We start from the raw sequence: 19,309 nt of genomic DNA on the forward strand, positions 1-19,309 counted from the left end.
GTTCCGGTTCGAAGCGAGGACAGGAAACGGGCAGGCCGCATGAGTGCGGAGCTTCGTTGCCGTCCCGCTTTTTTATTTTACAGATGGACGGTATAAGCGGCTTGTGTGGACCCCTTTCTGCAGTTTTTTGCAAAGTCGTGGTATGATATAGGTTAAGTTACCGTTCTTTTTCACTTCATTTGGGTTAATAATAAGGAATACGCATCGAAGGAGCACCATGAAAATGAGTATATTAGAGCCATCATCATCACCAATACGGGAGCTGTCGCCAAGCTACGATCCCTGGGACCCGATCACTTCACTCCGCCAGCATGGGCGTCATGTGCTGACCAGTGTGGAGATGACGGTTACCAATCTGTGCAACATGCGCTGTGAGCATTGCGCGGTTGGCGACAGCCTGACCACCAGAGAAGGAGAAATGCTGCCTTTAAAAAACATGCTGGACCGTCTGGAAGAGGTTGAACATCTGCAGACGATCAGTATTACAGGCGGCGAGCCGATGTTCCGCGCCAGTACTGTGGAGAATACCATCGTGCCGCTGCTCAAATATGCCCGTGAACGGGGTGTCCGTTCACAGATCAATTCCAATCTCACGATGCCTTACTCCCGATATGAGCAGCTGCTGCCGTACTTGGATGTCATGCATATCTCTTTCAACTATGTGAATGGAGATGACTTCCATGAGGTGGGCTTCGCGAACAGCGGCCATCCGGTTTCTAAGGAAGCAGCTTACCGTCTCTATGACACTATGCTGGAAAATTCCCGCCGGCTCAGTAATGACGGTATGCTGATATCAGCCGAATCAATGATTAATTACCGGACGCATAACAAGCTGCCGGCCATTCATAAGCTGATTGGCGATATGGGGGCAAGACGGCATGAGGTGCATCCGATGTACGCGTCCAGCTTTGCATCGAAGCTGCCTGTGCTCTCCCTGAAGGAAATGGGGGCAGCGATCCATGATCTGCTGGACCACCGCAATCCCGAAATGTGGATGCTGTTCGGCACACTTCCTTTCTTTTCCTGCAGCTTCCTGGAAGAAGACCAGAAGCTTCTCCGCCGGTTGCGTGAGGAGAAAAACGTTACCCTGCGCAATGATCCGGACGGAAGAAACCGGGTGAATGTCAATTTGTTCACAGGGGATGTGTTTGTGACGGATTTTGCTGATATATCCGCCTTTGGTAACATTGGCAGCGGCAAGCTGGATGATATTTTTGCCGAGTGGCAATTGAAACATCCGCTTAATCAGAAGGTGAACTGCCACTGTGATGAAGCCGGCTGCTGTGGTCCCAATCTTCTCGTAGCTGATATGTATTATCCGAAGGTTGATTTCAAAACAAGAAAAGCGATCACTCTGTAGAAATGAGGCGTTGTTATTGTGCATACGGAATTTGAAGTAGGGAGATTGCTGCTCAATCTTTTGCTGGTTCTGGTGCTCGTATTGTTGAACGGCATCTTTGTGGCAGCAGAGTTCTCGCTTGTAAAGGTGAGGCAGTCGCGCCTTACGCAGCTGGTCAGTGAAGGCAACAAGATGGCCGGGTATGCGCTGAAGGTTAACAAAAAACTGGACTCCTATCTGTCGGCTACCCAGTTCGGGATTACACTGGCCTCGCTGGGGCTCGGTTGGGTCGGGGAACCGGCCATTTCCGAATTGCTCGTCGAGCCGCTGATGGTTCAGATAGGTGTTACTGATCATACTCTGATCTCCACAGTGTCTGTGATTGTCGGGTTCTCAATCATTACGTTTTTACATATCGTGCTGGGGGAGCTGGCACCAAAGTCCCTGGCCATTCAAAAAACAGAAGGCTCCGCGCTGCTGCTGTCCGCGCCGCTGATGTTCTTCTATAATGTGTTTATGCCGTTTATCTGGGTGCTGAATGCTTCGGCCAATGCGCTCCTGAGGCTGGTGGGCGTAGAGCCGGCCAGTGAAGCGGAGGCGGCCCACTCTGAAGAAGAAATTCGTATCCTGATGAATCAAAGTGCCAAAAGCGGGGTCATCGATAAGGATGAGATGAAGCTGATGGACAACATCTTTGAATTCTCCGACCTGCTGGCCCGTGAGGTCATGCTCCCGCGTACGGATATGGATGTGTTATACAGCAATCTTTCTCTGGAAGAAAATATGCGGATTATTACAGAAACAAAGCATTCCCGCTATCCGGTGGCTTTTGAGGACAAGGACCGGATCATCGGCTTCATTCATATCACCGACCTGCTGTTTGCAGAGGCAGCGCAGCAGAATGATCTGGCTTCGCTGGTCCGCCCTATCCTTAATGTGCCGGAATCCATGGAGATCAGCCATGTGCTGCGGCTTATGCAGAAGAACAAGGCCCAGCTTACACTGGTGGTGGATGAATATGGCGGGACAGCCGGACTGCTCACCGCCGAAGAAATCCTTGAAGAGATCGTAGGTGACCTGCATGACGAGTTCGAGGATGAACGTCCAAGTGTGGAACGCAACGGAGATTACATTTCTGTTGAGGGCCGGATGCTGATCGAGGATGTAAACGACCTCACCGGTGTAGTGATTGAAGACGACGAAGTGGATTCGATCGGCGGCTGGTTGTTTAAGGAGCTGGAAGGTAATCCATCCAAAGGCAAGCGGGTAATCGTTGGTGATGTCACCTTTGAGGTGGAAGAATCTACGCGTCTGCGGATCACCAGAATCAACATCCACCGGGAAACACCGTTGGCAGTAGATGACGACGAGGCTGGGGAAGATGAGCAAGGCTTGTAACAAGCGAATGATCCAGCCCAGATATAGGCCTGTAAGCCATGAATGTTCTGATTGGAAGTAAGGGTCTGTCCTTAAGAAGATTTTGATAACTGAGACAGCTTTCTTCATTCTTATAACCACAAAAAGTGAGCAAAGCAGCGATTCTCCTGTTACTGGAGAATCGCTGCTTTGCGTTTTTGGACTTCCTTGCTCCAACTTCATGTTATGTTTAATCACATATATTCAGATGATATTAATTTGTATCCCTTTACATTTTCGAATCAAAGTAACATTACCCTACATGATAAAGTTGATACGCCTATCTCGCCAGCGTTCTTCCCTCTTATATACTTTTCTCAAGGAATAAAGAGGGGGATTGCAAGATGAGCAAAAGGACCGCGTATATGTTTATTTTTCCAAGCCTGCTGCTGACATTAGTACTGGGCGTATATCCGCTTCTCTGGGCTCTCCGGTATATGTTTTACAACTATCAGGGCTATGGAGAGCCAGTGTATATCGGACTGGACAACTTTTCCCGTCTGATGAGGGATGGGGAGTTCTGGAATTCGGTAAGGAATACGGGGATCTATGCCGCAGGCAAATTAGTAATCACGATTCCGCTGTCGCTGATCTTTGCGTTTATTTTGAACCGGAAAATCAGAGGCAGGACGCTGCTCCGGGGTATCTATTATCTGCCTACGGTCTTCAGTGCATCAGTCATGTCCATCGTGTTCTTCATCATTTTCAATTCCTACAATGGCGTGCTTAATCAGTTCCTGCTCAAATATCACGTGATCGGCGAGCCGGTGAGCTGGCTGGGCCCCAAATACGCGATGCTGACGACGATTATGATTGCTATCTGGGGGGCTGTCGGAAACTATATGCTGCTGTTCCTTGCCGGACTTCAGGGAATACCGGAGGATCTGTATGAAGCGGCTTCCATAGACGGCGCAGGCGAAGTCCGAAAGCTGTGGAGTATTACGATTCCGCTCCTGGGCCCGGTCATGCAGATGATCATTATGCTCGCGATTACCATATCCCTGAAGGGATACGAGAGTATCATGGTGCTTACCCAGGGTGGGCCGTACAACAAGACCGAGGTGATGTATCTGTATCTGTTCAAGCTTCTGTTTCCGATATCACCGGAAGTACAGACCCAGCAGCAGCTTGGCTATGGCAGTGCGGTAGGCTTTGTAACAGCGCTTATTGTCGGTGTGGTAACGATGATTTACTTCTATTTCTCCAAAAAAATGAGCAACATATCTTAAGACGGGGAGGATCAATCTATGGTACAAAAATGGCTGGGAAAAACGATTCTGTGGGTCTTCCTTCTTGTCAGTGCCGCAATCACCTTATTTCCCATTGTTGTCGTGATCTTCGGCTCGCTGAAGACGAACCTGGAGCTGACTACTGGTGCTACGGTGCTGCCGGCTACCTGGGAATTTGGCAACTACGCGACAGCCTGGAAGACGGCGAACTTCTCGCGTTTTACCTGGAACAGCCTGTTTGTCAGCACGATGACGACGATCGGCTCGCTGCTTGTGGCCGCGATGGCGGCGTATGCCGTGGACCGGGCTTCTTTTCCGGGGAAAAAGATATATACTGGGCTCTTGGCGAGCACCTTGTTCATCTCAATCGGTGCGGTGGTATTGCGCCCGCAATTCGATCTTATGGTTCAACTAGGCTTGCAAAAATCACTCTGGGGCGTCATTCTTATTCTAATAAGTGCCCACGCTGCGACTTATTTTATGATGATCGGCTTTCTGAAGAATATTCCTCGCGAGCTGGATGAGGCGGCTTGGATCGACGGCTGCAGGCCCTCAGCGGTGTTCTGGAGAATTATTCTCCCCTTGCTTCGTCCGGCGCTTGCGGTGGCGGGGCTCAGTGTGTTCCAGAATTCATGGAATGAATATATTCTGCCGCTGGTGTTCACGCTGAGTAATCCTGCGCTGCAGACGCTGCCGGTGGGGCTGGCGAATCTGAGATACGGCATTGGCGCGGCCTCCGAATCCCAGCTGATGCTGGCAGGAGCCTGCATTTCCATTTTGCCGCTCCTGGCCGTCTATCTGTTCGCGAACAAATCTTTTATGCAGGTTACACTCGGTGCCGTAAAAGGATGATGAAGGATGAAGTGGAGCTTCTACAAGCTGTCGCTCAAGAACCGCATTCAGATTCTATATGTATTGCTTACCTTTCTGTGCATCAGCGCGACCGGATTATTCTCTTATAATTTTGCCGCAGATGTCATTGAGGAGAATTCGCTCAAGCTGAAGCAGACCCTGCTGAACAAATCGGTGCAGGCGCTCGATGAAAGCATGCGGCATATGATCGTGTCCCCGTATTCCATGATGATGAGTGAAACCTATGGTAAGGTCATGTCGGATGTGCGAAACGAAAATACGGAACACTTTTACCAGAATCTTTCCCTGCTTCAGACTCCCTTTGAACAGCTGCGACAGGTCGAACCGGCCGTAGAATCGGCGCTGCTTGTTACACCTGTCGGGGAGTTCTATGCTACCAAGGATACGGTGATCAGCCGGGGAAGATTTAATCTGCTCTACCAGGAGGAGCTGAAGGACGACTCCTGGAATGTGCACTGGGTGACAGGACATGAGGATACCCTCTTTCAGGGGGAGAAGCGTGTGGTATCCCTCATTCTGCGCCCTTTGCGCAATACCTTGAATAATTACAGCCTGCCTGGCGTGTATCTGATGGTGAATTATAAAGAAGACTATATCCGCAATGTGATTGAGCAGAATTTGATCGATGATCAGATTAGGCTTTTTTTGCTAAAAAGAGATGGTACCCCTGTCATTCCTACCTCCTATCCCGCGCTTGACGAATTCAAGGATGCTCCATTTCTGAAGAATATCGGTGATAAGGACCAGGGTGCCTTCACTTATGCCAATAGGGAGGATGAACAGCTGATCAACTTCTCAGCGCTTGGCGTGAGTAAGGACTGGATGCTGGTAAGTGTTCAGACCAAGGGGGATCTGCTGGGGCCTATGCGGCAAATCCGCTGGCTGATCCTCGTCATCATGATCGTGTGCATGGTTGTAGCGCTGATGTTCTCCAGCTTCCTCTCCAAGCTGCTGCTGAAGCCGCTTCATAAGCTCTATAACCTGATGCTCCGGGTTGAAAATAACGATCTGGAGGTACGGTTTGAGAGCAAGTATGAGGATGAGGTGGGCGTGATTGGGCTTCGGTTCAACCGGATGCTTGCACAGATTGAGAATCTGATTGAGGAGATCAAGATTTCGGAGGAGGAGAAGCTGAAGTTCGAGATCAAAGCGCTTCAGGCCCAGATCAATCCTCATTTTCTGTATAACACGCTGAACACCATTCTATGGAAAAGCGAGAGCGGACGGAGTGAGCAGGTGGGAGAAATGATTGTCTCCCTGTCCTTGCTGTTCCGGCTGGGCTTGAACAACGGGCATGAAATCACAACACTCCGGCAAGAGCTGGATCATGCGGAGCAGTATATGCTGCTGCAGCAGCAGTGTTATGATAATCTGTTCACTTATTCGCTTCAGGTGCCGGATGACCCTGGTCTGCTCCAGGCTCCTGTCCTGAAGATTCTGCTGCAGCCGCTTGTCGAGAATTCGATCCTGCACGGCTTCAAGGATATGGACGAGCCTGGTCATATTATCATTGAAGCACTGCGTGCCGGGGACTCTCTAGAGCTGCGCGTGAAGGACAACGGCCGCGGGATGGATGCGGACAAGCTGAATAGCCAGGTGAAGCAGCAATTCGAAGGACACTCCAGCTATGCCTTGTACAATATCTTCAGCAGATTGCAGCTGAATTACGGAGACCGGGCCTCTCTCCGCTTCTTAAGCGTTCCACAGGTGGAGACTATGGTTGTAATTACAATCCCATTACACTAGGAGGAGTGTTCATGAGTGTTCTGACAATGTGCGTAATGGATGATATCCAAATGGTAGTGAGCGGTGTGGCTTATCAGATCCCTTGGGCAGAGCATGGGATCGAAGTGATAGGAACGGCAGGAGATGGTGAAAAGGGTCTTCAAATGATCCGGGAGCTTCGGCCCGATATCGTCCTTACCGATATTTGCATGCCCAAACTGGGAGGCTGCGACATGATCCGCGAGATCGTGAGAGAGGGACTGCCGACCCGGGTGATTTTTATGAGCGGCTTCAATAATTTTGACTATGCTCAGGAAGCGGTGCGTCTTGGAGCCGCTGATTATTTGCTGAAGCCTTTTACGCGGAAACAGGTGGTGCAGAGTGTGCTTAAGGTCCGCAAATCGTTAGAGCTGGAACGGGAAAAGGCGGACAAGCTGCTCCGTCTGGAACAGGAAGTGCTTAGAAGCAAGCATCACCTCCGCGATGAGTATCTTCGCAGTCTTTTGCATCAAAGTGCAGGGGTGAATCCGCTTGGGCAATGGAGTGAATTCGGGATAGGTGACCTGCTGCCTTCCTACCAGGTGCTGGTCCTGGAAGCCGAATACCGTTCTAGCAGAGAACCGTCGGGAGCTGAGGCTTTTTCCAGCAGAATCATTTGGGAGGAAGCTGACAGATCACAGATAGAGGCGCTGCTCAGCGCGGCCGTTCCGTCCGTTCTGTTGCAGCAGAACGGACATCGCCTGGTAGCGCTGGTCCGGAGTACGGCTGTGGAAGAGGGGGAGAGGCTGTGGGAGCAATGCGGGAATTCCCTGAAGGGACTATGCCTGTATCCTGTATCTGTGGGAATCAGTCTGGTCAAGCAGGAGCCTTCCGCTATGCAGAGGGCTTACCGGGAGGCCGAGAAGGCACTGGAGTACAGATTCTACAGCAATGGGGCCAGCGTGCACAGCTACGCGAGGCTTGATCTGGAGCGGCCTGTTCCGCGCTACTCTCCGGAGAAGGAAAGGGGGCTGTTGTATGCGCTGCGCAGCGGCAGCAAGGAGCAAACACGTGAGCGGCTGGATGAAATATTCTTGACGTGGATTCTCCAGGCTGCAGAGCCGGACCCGGCAGCGCTCATTCAGCTGTTCCAGACTTTGATCTCAGCCGTATACAGAACGATGCTGGAGCTTATTAAGGATGAGCAGCATGCAGAGCTTGAGGCGAAAATATCGCAAATTCAGAGCCGGGAGCGGCAAAATTATACGGAATGGATGCAGGCCTTGGCGGAATTCTGCGAGTTCTCCTGTGATCTGATGCAGAGCCGGCAACTTAAGGATTACTCCCAGCTCATTACTCAAGTGAAGCTGTATATTGAGCAGAATTTGAATACGAATCTGACGGTCAACAGCTGTGCCAAGGCGGTGCATATCAGTCCAAGCTATCTGGCCAACCTGTTCAAGAAAGAAACGTCTATGACGCTTGCCAGCTACATCGCCAATGTGCGTATTGAGAAGGCAAAGGAATGGCTGATGGAGGGAATTCAGGTACAGCTGATCTCCGCACAGCTCGGTTATGAGGACCGTCCCTATTTCAGTGAGATGTTCAAAAAACACTGTGGAGTTACGCCTTCCACCTTCCGTCAGCAGTATTTTGAGCAAATGAACCCGAAGAAAAGATGAATTCCCCACTCTACCCTAGTTGATATACCATACACACATGTCATATTACACCTTGTATCCTATTAGCAAGGGATCGTCAATAAGGTCCCTCAACTAATAACCGGGGGGATTGAAAATGCAAAAGAAATGGTTGGCAATAGCAGGGAATGCTCTTCTTACATTGGCTCTGGTTGCTTGTTCATCGACGAATAGTACGAAAAATGAGAAAACGGATTCGGCAGGAGCATCCGCATCATCAAAGACGAAAGTTGTCTACTGGACACCTGACCGGCATGATGCAGAATTCATGCAGGCGAAGGTGGATGAGTTCAACAAGACGAACACCGATAATATTGAAGTTGAAATGAGCGTAATGGGCGATAACTATCCGCAGGCTGTCGACATTGCTTTTGCCAGTAAACAGGCCCCCGATGTGCTGCAAATTGACGATTTTCAGACCTATGTCAAGAAAGGCTACCTGACTCCGATCAATGATTATATGAACGCTGAGATGAAGAAGACCTTTGAAACGACTTTGATTGACCATAAGAACGAAATCGACGGAAAGATATATACATTGCCGAATACCGGACAGACCTGGAGGCTGATTTATAACCAGGATCTGTTCAAGGAGGCCGGTATTGCGAATCCGCCAACAACGCTGGATGAGATGGTGGCCGATGCCAAGAAAATCACTGAAATGGGCAAAAGCAAAGGCATCTACGGTTTTGCGAGTCCATTCAAGGGCTCAAGCGGCTTCTTCCGGCCAGCCAACACGATTGCACCTGCCAGCACCACAGTAGGGGTGGACGGCTTCAATTATGTTACAGGTGAATATGATTTCAGCATGTATAAGGGAGCGGCCCTTGCGCTGCGCCAGATGATGGAGGACGGTAGCATGCTTCCGGGTGTTGAAAGTTTGGATATTGACCCGTTACGCGCACAATTTGCCCAAGGCAAGATCGGCATGTACTTTAATCACTCTGGTGAACCGGGTGTCTACAAAGAGCAGTTCCCGACAGAGATCAATTGGGCGGCTGCACAGCCTCCAACGGAAGACGGAACCATCAAGGGTGCTGTACAAATTGTAGGCGGTTCCTACATCGGCATCAGCAATGACTCTGCACATAAGGATGCAGCCTGGAAATTCATGGAGTATGTCTACAGCCTGGATCTTCAGACGGCTTATTACGAGAATGGTTATGGCGTATCTTTGATCCCTGCGGTGCTGGAGAAAGGTAAGAAGCCGGAGATCAAGGGCATTGAAGGCTTCCTTCCGAAAAAATACGATGCGCTCTACCCTGCAAATCCTACAGTAGCTACAGAGAGCCAGGTAGAAGGCTCCAAGTGGGCGGAGGAATTCTCCAAATTCGTCCTGGCCGGCGGTGACGTGGACAAGGTGGTCACGGATTTGAACACCCGTTACAATGACGCGCTCAAGAAAGCCCGTGAGTCTGGCTTGACAACCATTCAGGCAGACCCAAGCTTCAGTTCAGTCAATCTGCAAGGGAAGCTGTCGAACGAATAATGGGTACTTATTATTTAACCCATAAAGAGCTGGAACAAGCTGCCCGGCTGTACCGCGAGGCATATCCCGCGCTTGCCGACGCTTCACTGCTCATCGCAGACCATGCCTGCGCGAATGAGCTGATGATTCCGTATACGAATGATCTCTCAACCTGGATCCATATGGGGGAGCAGATCGACTGGCTGTATAATCCCTCGAAGGATCCCGAGTTCATCTGGGGAATTAACCGGCACTGGCATATGCTCGACTTGGGCAAGGCGTATCTGCTGACAAAGGACGAGAAGTACGTCCGGACGTATATCCAGCATTTTCGGGGATGGTGCATACAGAATCCAACACCGGCACTGCCTTATGAAGAAGCGGTATACTTCCAGCTGCCCGGTCCGTGGCGGCTGCTGGAAACCGGCCTGCGGGTACAATCCTGGATTTCGGCTTATGCTTATATGCAATCCAGTGAGCTGCTTGATGCGGCATTTGTCCGGGAGCTGCATGCCGCTCTGGAGCAGCATGCAGAGTATCTGACCCGTTATCTGGGCGGGACGGAGATCAATCACGCCATAATGCATATGCAGGGCCTGTCCATGATTGCCGAATTCCTTGACCGCAACGAACGAGCACCGTATTGGCGCCAGCTCGCCATGGAGCGGTTGGAGCTGTGTCAGCATCATCAGATTGGCCCGGAAGGGGTGCAATCTGAGCTGACCACCCACTACCATGATGCCAGTATCGAGATGTTCGGTACGCCTTATCTGCTGGGGAAGCTTGCCGGTCACCCTTTTCCCGAAACGTATGGAACCCAGCTGCGGCGGATGGCTTCCTTCTCGCTGGCGATGATCCGCCCGGATCACCGCTCCACAGCGATCGGAGACTCGGATTGGGTCAGTAACGGAAGAGAACGGGTCGCCTTTCTCGGAGCTATACTGGAGGATGACGATTTAATTGCTCAAGGCGCCGTCAGTTCTGAGTTTCTGTGGCTGTTCGGTGCTGAGAAATATAAACGGTATGCCGAATTACAGCAGAACATGCAGGTGGAAGCGGGTAGCCAGGCCTTTCCGCAGACCGGATACTATATGCTGAGGGACACGAATCAATATCTCTTCTTCGATGCGGCGCCGATGGGAGGCGCACATGGCCATGCCGACGCACTTAATCTGGAATGGTACTGGAAGCGGCAGCTGATCTTCGCCGATCCCGGAAGGTACACCTATGAAGAAGGCGAGTGGAGGCATTATTTCAAAAGCACCGCCGCACATAATACGGTTCTGGTGGACGGACTTGATCAGACGCCGTATGTATCCACGCAGCAATGGGGCCGGCCCTTGGCTGAATGCCAGACTCACCGCCGGGTGAGCAATGAGGATTATGACTTCATCGATGCTTCGCATAATGGCTATATGCGGCTGGAGCAGCCGCTGCTGCACCGCCGGTGGCTGCTGATGGGGAAAAGCGTACCTCTGCTGATGATTATCGACTGGCTGGAAGGCGAGGGAAGACATGAGGTGGAACAGCGTTTTCAGCTTCACCCGGATGCGGCAGTCTCAGGGACTGTGAACGAAGAGCTTTATCCGGCGGTGAAGATTGATTATCCCGCCAATGCGCTTAGAATGCAGATCTGTTGGGCAGCCTGTGGGCAGGACTCACAGCCGGAGCATCCGCAGATAGATCTGATACCAAGCTGGGTATCGGAGATTTACGGCTCCAAGCAGGAAAGTATGAGCCTCGCTGCCAAGCTGGTGACCGGGGAAAGCTCGGGAATAGCGGCGGTCGTGCTGCCTCAAGATTTGAGGCTCCCGGCAGATGGAAAAGAGTGGCGGCTTGAACGGTTGGATCTGAATCACACGGAGCAGACGGTGACCCTCGCATTGATCTGCGGCAGCCACAGACTGGACGTCGGGGTCAATGGAGAACAGGTCCATTGGAATATGAGGGACCTATAGAGCTTGTGAAAAATAAAGTGGATAGCAGTGGGCAAAGTGTCCCAGGTACCGTTTAGCGGTTCTTGGGACACTTTTTTGCGTAATTCTATATCTGATGGACGTTTCGGCTTAAGCGGATAAGAACTTTCCTTGGTCTACTGGCTGGCTGTGGGTCATAGATTTATTACAAAGTACTGTGTTTACTCCGGTAAGAAGCTGAAAGTAAACAGAGGAGGAGAAAAGTATGAATCCCCAGGAACGCGTATGGACACCGTACCGTGGCCCGTTTGATCCTTGCCCGCCGGTGCCATTCAAGACTTATGTGGTACCCCCGAATCAATTTATCAATTTCCAGCCGCCTAACTTGCCGCAGTTTACCTTGCCCGAAGCCCTAAAAGCAGGTACACTTTGGCCTGCTCTGTTCAGCCCGTATGAATCCAAGAGCAAAGGAGGCAAGTAGACATGGAAGCAAGTCCTTGCGAACCGCGATACTATGAGATGCTGGAGCAGCTGCAGGTACTCGATTTTGCATTGGTGGAGCTGAATCTATATTTGGATACTCATCTTGAGGATTTAAAAGCTATCGAGCAGTTCAACCAGTTGACCCAAGAGCGTACCCGGCTGGCGAACCAGTTCCAGGAGCTGTACGGTCCGCTGCAGAACTTCGGCCGTGCCTATTCGAAATGTCCATGGGAATGGAACCAGACACCCTGGCCCTGGCAGGTCTAGCTGGCTGGTGCTTTCGTAGTGAGACCAAACCAAGCGTATGCTTCCGAAGTGAGTTTTGTACGAAGCGGATTCAAGGAGGCATATGCTCACAAAACTTTGAGGAGGGATAGTTCCCAAATGTGGATATATGAGAAAAAGCTGCAATATCCGGTACGTGTCAGCAAATGCGACGTACGGATGGCGCGTTATCTAATGGAGCAGTACGGGGGAGCGGACGGGGAACTGGCGGCTGCGCTGCGGTATATGAATCAGCGGTATGCCATTCCGGACAAAGTAATAGGTGTGCTGACGGATATCTCAACCGAAGAATTTGCCCACCTCGAGATGATCGCAACAATGATCTATAAGCTGACCAAGGATGCCACCATAGATCAACTGGAGGCCGCCGGACTGGGCCCGAACTATGCGACACGGGATCACGCCTTGTTCTACAACAACGCAGCAGGCGTACCTTTCACCACGACTTATATCGCGGCGAAAGGTGATCCATTGGCCGATCTCTACGAGGACATTGCCGCCGAAGAAAAGGCCCGGGCTACATACCAGTGGCTGATCGACATGACCGATGACGTGGATCTGCAGGACAGTCTGAAGTTCTTGCGGGAGCGTGAGATTATTCATGCGATCCGGTTCAAGGAATCGGTGCAGATTATTATTGAGGATAGAGATAAGAAGAAGGTGTTCTGAGCAGTTTAGGTGCTCATTCTCACTATATAAGTCGCCATTTTGGCGGCTTTTTTGTTGTAATGAATAAAAGTTCTTGTCCCAAACTAGGGATAACAACGAAAAGATCGATAGTAGTCAGACACTTGGTTGGTTAACTTACGCTGTGTTAATATAATTGAATAATAAACCAGAGGAGGAAAATCATTGGGTTTTAAAAAGATTTATATCTTATTGACATCAACTCTTCTACTTTTTGTACTGGCAGGTTGCAGCAGCAGTTCAGGGGCCAGCAATTCCAAGGTCGTCAAGATGGAGCCAGATACGTTCTCGGAGCAGGATATGGCCATCTACAAAGTAGATAACAGCAAAGAAAGGGTCAGGTACGGCATGCAACGCAAGGATGCGGAGAAGGTGCTAGGGACCGGAAGTGTAGGGATTACCAATTCGTATACATATGAGTCTGGAGTAAGCGTGCTCTACAGGGATGATAAGGCCGTAGCCATAACCCTGAAAAGAGAATCCCAGGGGATATATAGAACTACCCGGGGGGCTGAAACCGGCATGACGAAAGCGAAAATTAAAGAGTTATACGGAGAGAAATATGCATTTGAGAGTAATGAGAAATATATGGAGTATTACTACGATACAGAAGCGAAGCAACTTGTGGAAGGATCTGCAATAAAGTTGAATTCGCTCTCGGGGGAAGAGCTTAGAGCCAAACAACTGGTATCAACAGCCTATGATGCGGAAGGGAATGCTATGCTGATCATCCTGCTGGATGGGCAAGCCGCCAACACTTTCAAATAATATCTAATTGTTCATTTAGGAACTACTTCACACACACCGTCATTGTATGCCGGTGTGTTTATTTTTGTAAATATAGATTAGAGCAGGACAGCCTGAAGTTCCTGCGGGAGCGGGAGATTGTGCATGCGTTGAGGTTCCCCGTTCTCTTCTATAAGAGAGCGGTTTTTTAGGTTTAAAGCCCCTGTTTGATCAAACTCCATATACGTTCGAATCTGTCTTGGTAGTCTGGGTAATTCCAGGATTCTTTGAAGGATGGGAGGCTAAATACCGCAAATGCGGATAGAATCGCCTCTGCTCTTTCTAAGTGGGGATCATGATAGTCCATGAAGCCGTCAATAATCTGGTAGGAATCCCATAGAACGTCGCGCAATACCAGTGGATTGCTATCAACGTATTGCGTATTCAGGGCGAACATCTTGGGATTCTCGTTATAGGCGCGTTTTTTGGCATTCGCAAAGGCCCAGAGCCAATCATGGAGCCATTCCTTAGGATTAGCCGAATTAGTCATATCAATTTGAATTTGTTCTGAAATCATCCGGTTGAACCAGTTCTTAGAGACGGCTGCCCAGAGCTCTTGCTTATTCTTAAAGTGTTTATAGAGCGCTGCGTGGGTGATACTTAATTCATCTGCAATTTGGGAGAGCGTCACTTCGGATTTTTCCGTGCGCTCCATTAATGCCTCGGCTGTTTCAATAATGAGCTCTTGTGTGATTTTAGCCATTTTGCTGCCAACCCTTTCTTCTTCAATAAATTCCTTAATCATCGTTTGTCCACCTGCCTGTATTTTAGCATATACAATAGTAAGTAACAATTGTTGACTTTTGTAACCTGTGGGTTTATGCTTGTTGTGTAAGTTACAAAAACTAATAAATGTTACTTATTATTCAGTGCAAAGGAGGCCATCCATTATGAAAGCAGCACAGATCACCAAATATTCAAAAAAGTTCATAGTAGAAGTCAACGATATTCCAATTCCGGAAATAAGTGATCACGAAGTTTTGGTCAAGGTGAAGGCAGCAGCAGTTAATCATTTGGAATTGCTTATCGCTACCGGAAGCGTGAAGCTGATCCAGGATTATGAGTTTCCACTGGTACTCGGTAACGAGCTGACGGGTGTTATTGAGAAGGTCGGTAAGAACGTCTATGAATATAAAGTGGGTGATGCCATTTATTCACGCCTGCCGCTACACAAAATCGGTGCTTTTGCTGAATACGCGGCGATTAGTGCAGATGCTATCGGTCACTTACCTGCTAATCTGGATTTTGTGACTGGTGCTGCTGCGCCATTAACAGGATTGACTGCCTATCAAGGATTACATGAAGAATTAGCTGCAAAAGCTGGCGAAAGCGTGTTTATCCCCGGAGGTTCGGGTTCATTTGGCCAAATGGCTATTCCTATCGCCAAAAGCATGGGGCTTAAGGTCATTGTTAGCGGAAGCCCGCAAGCACGTGAACGGACGATAGCGGCTGGTGCCGACCAATATATTGATTACACCACAGAGAACTATTGGGAACAACTTCGTGATATAGATTATGTGATGGATACCTTGGGACCAAGCGAATTTGATCATGAACTTGTCATTATTAAAGCAGGCGGCCGACTTCTTTCTCTGCGTACCGGTCCTAACAAACGTTTTGCCGAAGATATCGGCTTGTCAGGCTGGAAGCAAAAGCTCTTCGCCATTGCCGGGGCTAAATATGATTACAAAGCGAAGAAAAAGAAGATTCAATATCATTTTATTTTTGTACGGAGTGACGGCGAACAGTTAAAAAAAATTACGAAGATTATTGAAGATAACGGGATTGTCCCAGCGGTGGACCCGACAGAATTCCACATTGAAGATATTAACGAAGCACTGAATTTTGTGGCTACAGGTCATCCCAAAGGAAAAGTCATTATCCGATTCTAAGGAGAGTAGACGATAACAATGAAATTAATAAATAGAACGATATTGGTGACAGGCGGGACATCCGGGATTGGCTTTGCTTTTGCTAAACGTTTTCTTGAGATGGGAAATACCGTGATCATTACGGGGCGTTCACAAGAGCGTATCGACCAGGCAGTGAAAAACAATCCCGGTCTCATTGGGCTGGCTGCAGACGTTAGTGATCCCTCAAGTGTTGAGCAGCTTGCCAAAGAACTCGCTATACACTATCCAAAACTGGATATTGTTTTTAATAATGCTGGTATAATGCACGAATTTGACTTATTTGATGAAAGTATCACCTATGAGCGCCTTACCGCAGAAATCACCACAAACTTAAACGGCACAATCTATGTCACTAAGGCTTTATTGCCACTGTTAGCCAAACAGCAGGAGGCCATGATTGTTAACGTCAGCTCATTACTTGCTAATATTACAGTTGCTAACGCACCGACTTATTCTGCAACGAAGGCTGGCGTCCACATGTTCAGTGATGCATTACGCGAGCAAATCCGTGCCAAAGGAAAAAATATTCATGTGATGGAACTTTGCCCACCCGTTATTTCCGAAACCAATCTCACAGATACGTATGACGAAGGGTTCCTGAATAAGATGATCTCATTGCCATTGGCGAAGCTTGTTAAGGCGGGGATTACAGGGATGGAAAAAAACAAAATACGGGTGAACGCAGGTTTTGCCAAAGTGATGCGCTTTTCCATGAAGTTCGCCCCGGATTTCATCACACATACCTGGGGTCAAATGATTCTAAAAGCAAAATAATTCTTTACCGATCGTTCTATAATTGTTATACTAGTGCAAGTAAGGTCTAACAAAGTCTTGTTTGCCTAAACTAGAATGATCATTCTCGAATGACTATTTAATACAAAACCAAAGGGAGAGAATAATGATGAAGTACACAGTGATTACAGGAGCAAGTTCAGGAATTGGATATGAGACGGCATTGGCGTTTGCTGCACGCGGTAAAAACTTAATTTTGGTAGCTAGACGATTAGATAAATTAGAAGATCTTAAATCAACAATCCAGGTTATGGATCCTAATGTAAATGTTATTGTTCATACAAGTGACCTATCTGTTACAGAACAGGCCTACACACTGTATAAGACCTTGAAGGAATACCAAATTGAGACCTGGATTAATAATGCCGGGCTTGGTGAAGCTTCTTTTGTAGCAGAGCAGAATTTAGCTAAAGTTGAAACTATGTTACGTGTTAACATCGAATCCTTGACGATCCTGTCCACACTATTTGTGCGGGATTATGCTGATGTAGAAGGCATTCAGTTAATTAACGTAGCATCCGCACTCGGATATGCCATTGCTGTTGGGAGTGTTGCTTATTCTGCATCTAAATATTATGTTAGTGCCTTCACCGAAGGGCTTGCCAAAGAACTGGAGCTTAAAGGTGCGAAATTAAAAGCAAAAGTATTAGCACCAGCAATAACCGAAACGGAATTTGTGAAGAAATCGATCGATGCTGAAGAATTTGATTACAAAGCAAACATGCCTAAATACCATACTGCCAAACAAATGGCGGGATTCATGGTAGAGCTATATGATAGCAACGATGTGGTTGGTATTGTTGACCAGAACTATGACTTCAATCTGAGAAGTCAAATCTATCCGATCATCTCAGAGTTTTAATTCGAATCCATCTATTCGATTACATTCATTTGAAGAGGAGAATATTAGGATGGACAAATTATGGAGTAAAACGAAAATCGGAAACCTGGAATTGCCGCATCGTTTAGCAATGGCACCTATGACACGCAGCCGGGCTGAGGAAGATGGTACACCAGGAGAATTGAGTTCCCTCTATTATGCTCAAAGAGCATCTATGGGACTCCTCATTACGGAAGGCGTACAGCCTTCTGATGATGGTCAAGGGTATCTATGGTCACCTGGGATTTATACCGGTCAGCATATAGCAGGGTGGAAAAAGGTTACGGATGCGGTTCATGCAGCCGGTGGATTTATGTTCATCCAATTAATGCATGCGGGCCGTATGTCACATCCCGATAATACCCCCCATCATCGTCAACCCGTTGCACCCTCAGCCATTGCTCCCGGTGTTCAAATGTTTACGACCACCGGAATGCAGGACATACCCGCTCCGCGCGAGTTAAGCATAGAGGAAATTCAAACGACCATTGCCGATTTCCGGAAAGCTGCAGCAGCAGCTATTGAAGCCGGTGCGGATGGTGTTGAAATTCACGGGGCAAATGGATATCTTATTAATCAATTCATCGGAGAAAATTCGAATACACGGACGGATGAATATGGTGGATCTATAGAAAATCGTGCCCGTTTCGCGATTGAAGTTACAAAAGCCATAGCCCAAGAGATTGGGGCAGAGAGAACAGGCTTCCGCATTTCGCCAGGGACACCTCTTGGTGGAATTCAAGACGGGGAACAAGGTCCAGAGCTTTACCGTTACCTGACGCAAGAATTAGCTGAATTGAATTTAGCTTACCTTCATATTATGCACCTTGGAAACGAAGAATTGCTCAAAGACATTCGTGCGATATGGACAAATCCATTATTAGTCAACCGGGCGGGAAGGGCTCTAGAAGATCTAAGTATCGATCTTGAACATGGCCTGGCTGATATGGTTCCCGTAGGTGCATGGTCATTAGCGAATCCGGATTTAGTAGAACGACTTAAAGCAGGTGCTCCATTGAATGAAGCAGATCCTACAACCTTTTTCGGGATCGGAAGCAAGGGATATACGGATTATCCTACGCTCAAAGAATTGGAAGCTCAGAAGGGTTAAGTATATTGTCTTGAAAGCAGGTGAATATGAATTGAAAACAATGGTTATTATCGGTGCAGGGCCAGGTCTGGGCTTTTCACTGGCCAAGACATTTGGAAGACATGGATTCCGGATCGCTATGGTTTCAAGAACACAAGAGAAGTTGAATCAATATGCAGAGCAACTAAACAAGATAGGAATTGAAGCGCACGGTTTTGCGGCTGATATTACTAACAAAACACAGCTTACAAGAGCATTTCAAGAAATTAAGAATACATTTGGTACAATAGATATCATGGAATTCAGCCCGCATAGTGGAAATGTTGCAACGACATCTGTTCTGGATACGACAGATGAGAGCGCACTTCAGATTTTCAACAATGTTGTAGCTGGAGCCATAAATTCAGCAAGAGAAGTCATTCCAGAAATGACTGAAAGAGGTGAAGGCGCGCTTCTTTTCACGAGCGATCTTTCAGCAATGAGTCCAAGCCCCATGTTTGGTAATTCAGGCATAGCGATGTCAGGGCTGCGAAACTATATCCTAAATTTACACGAGCGTTTGCTTCCTCTCGGGGTATTTGTTGGTCATTTGTCTATTAGTCCTTTAATCAAGAAAGGTACAGGTTTTGACCCTGATCAAGTCGCAGAAGCTTGGTATAATCTATACGAGAAAAGGACAGAGGCAGAGGATACTTTCCCCAAGGGAATCATGCAATTTATTAATTAACAGAGAACGAGGGGTGTAAGA

18 protein-coding genes are annotated in these 19,309 nt (G+C 48.4%); 17 read left to right on the forward strand and 1 reads right to left on the reverse strand.

Annotated features, from left to right (window positions below):
* Positions 1–223 precede the first annotated feature (223 nt).
* The 12 genes from yfkAB to A3849_RS01100 all read left to right on the forward strand — a co-directional run bounded on the left by yfkAB (position 224) and on the right by A3849_RS01100 (position 13,868).
* Entirely contained in the window at positions 224–1,360 is a 1,137-nt protein-coding gene (gene yfkAB / locus A3849_RS01045; protein WP_074109756.1) for a radical SAM/CxCxxxxC motif protein YfkAB, read from the forward strand.
* An 18-nt stretch (positions 1,361–1,378) separates the two neighbouring features.
* Positions 1,379–2,737 (forward strand): hemolysin family protein, encoded by a 1,359-nt coding sequence (locus A3849_RS01050; protein WP_074109757.1) that lies wholly within the window; start codon positions 1,379–1,381, stop codon positions 2,735–2,737.
* A gap of 362 nt (positions 2,738–3,099) precedes the next feature.
* The gene (locus A3849_RS01055) at positions 3,100–3,984 is read left to right on the forward strand and encodes a carbohydrate ABC transporter permease (RefSeq protein ID WP_074109758.1); all 885 of its coding nucleotides are present in this window, start codon (positions 3,100–3,102) and stop codon (positions 3,982–3,984) included.
* A gap of 18 nt (positions 3,985–4,002) precedes the next feature.
* Complete coding sequence (locus A3849_RS01060; protein ID WP_074109759.1) at positions 4,003–4,836, forward strand: carbohydrate ABC transporter permease; 834 nt, start codon at positions 4,003–4,005, stop codon at positions 4,834–4,836.
* A gap of 6 nt (positions 4,837–4,842) precedes the next feature.
* Positions 4,843–6,603, forward strand: a complete 1,761-nt coding sequence (locus A3849_RS01065) for a cache domain-containing sensor histidine kinase (protein ID WP_074109760.1) — start codon at positions 4,843–4,845, stop codon at positions 6,601–6,603.
* Positions 6,604–6,614: 11 nt separating this feature from the next.
* Positions 6,615–8,243, forward strand: coding sequence for a response regulator (locus tag A3849_RS01070; RefSeq protein ID WP_074109761.1), 1,629 nt, complete (start codon positions 6,615–6,617; stop codon positions 8,241–8,243).
* 115 nt (positions 8,244–8,358) lie between these two features.
* Positions 8,359–9,750, forward strand: coding sequence for an ABC transporter substrate-binding protein (locus A3849_RS01075; protein WP_074109762.1), 1,392 nt, complete (start codon positions 8,359–8,361; stop codon positions 9,748–9,750).
* Positions 9,750–11,687: an alginate lyase family protein gene (locus tag A3849_RS01080; RefSeq protein ID WP_074109763.1), complete on the forward strand. Its 1,938-nt coding sequence runs from the start codon at positions 9,750–9,752 to the stop codon at positions 11,685–11,687. Before A3849_RS01075 ends, A3849_RS01080 begins: the two co-directional genes overlap by 1 nt.
* 223 nt (positions 11,688–11,910) lie before the next feature.
* The gene (locus tag A3849_RS01085) at positions 11,911–12,126 is read left to right on the forward strand and encodes a spore coat associated protein CotJA (protein WP_074109764.1); all 216 of its coding nucleotides are present in this window, start codon (positions 11,911–11,913) and stop codon (positions 12,124–12,126) included.
* Between the two features lie 2 nt (positions 12,127–12,128).
* Complete coding sequence (locus tag A3849_RS01090) at positions 12,129–12,395, forward strand: spore coat protein CotJB (protein ID WP_074109765.1); 267 nt, start codon at positions 12,129–12,131, stop codon at positions 12,393–12,395.
* A gap of 117 nt (positions 12,396–12,512) precedes the next feature.
* Positions 12,513–13,082, forward strand: coding sequence for a manganese catalase family protein (locus A3849_RS01095; protein ID WP_074109766.1), 570 nt, complete (start codon positions 12,513–12,515; stop codon positions 13,080–13,082).
* A gap of 183 nt (positions 13,083–13,265) precedes the next feature.
* The gene (locus A3849_RS01100; protein WP_074109767.1) at positions 13,266–13,868 is read left to right on the forward strand and encodes a hypothetical protein; all 603 of its coding nucleotides are present in this window, start codon (positions 13,266–13,268) and stop codon (positions 13,866–13,868) included.
* 172 nt (positions 13,869–14,040) lie between these two features.
* Here the strand turns inward: A3849_RS01100 and A3849_RS01105 are convergent, their stop codons facing one another.
* Positions 14,041–14,631 (reverse strand): TetR/AcrR family transcriptional regulator, encoded by a 591-nt coding sequence (locus A3849_RS01105; protein ID WP_218619198.1) that lies wholly within the window; start codon positions 14,629–14,631, stop codon positions 14,041–14,043.
* Positions 14,632–14,776: 145 nt separating this feature from the next.
* Here A3849_RS01105 and A3849_RS01110 point away from each other — a divergent pair, with 145 nt between their 5' ends.
* From A3849_RS01110 to A3849_RS01130, 5 genes are all read left to right on the forward strand, one after another.
* A complete protein-coding gene (locus tag A3849_RS01110) occupies positions 14,777–15,778 on the forward strand; it encodes an NADP-dependent oxidoreductase (RefSeq protein WP_074109768.1) in 1,002 nt (333 codons plus the stop codon).
* Positions 15,779–15,796: 18 nt separating this feature from the next.
* Complete coding sequence (locus A3849_RS01115) at positions 15,797–16,573, forward strand: SDR family oxidoreductase (RefSeq protein WP_074109769.1); 777 nt, start codon at positions 15,797–15,799, stop codon at positions 16,571–16,573.
* 127 nt (positions 16,574–16,700) lie between these two features.
* Positions 16,701–17,453: an SDR family NAD(P)-dependent oxidoreductase gene (locus A3849_RS01120; protein ID WP_074109770.1), complete on the forward strand. Its 753-nt coding sequence runs from the start codon at positions 16,701–16,703 to the stop codon at positions 17,451–17,453.
* Between the two features lie 49 nt (positions 17,454–17,502).
* Complete coding sequence (locus A3849_RS01125; protein WP_074109771.1) at positions 17,503–18,582, forward strand: alkene reductase; 1,080 nt, start codon at positions 17,503–17,505, stop codon at positions 18,580–18,582.
* A gap of 40 nt (positions 18,583–18,622) precedes the next feature.
* Positions 18,623–19,288, forward strand: coding sequence for an SDR family NAD(P)-dependent oxidoreductase (locus A3849_RS01130; protein ID WP_074109827.1), 666 nt, complete (start codon positions 18,623–18,625; stop codon positions 19,286–19,288).
* Positions 19,289–19,309: the final 21 nt, after the last annotated feature.

Source organism: Paenibacillus sp. P46E (assembly GCF_001909095.1).
GTDB lineage: Bacteria > Bacillota > Bacilli > Paenibacillales > Paenibacillaceae > Paenibacillus_AQ > Paenibacillus_AQ helianthi.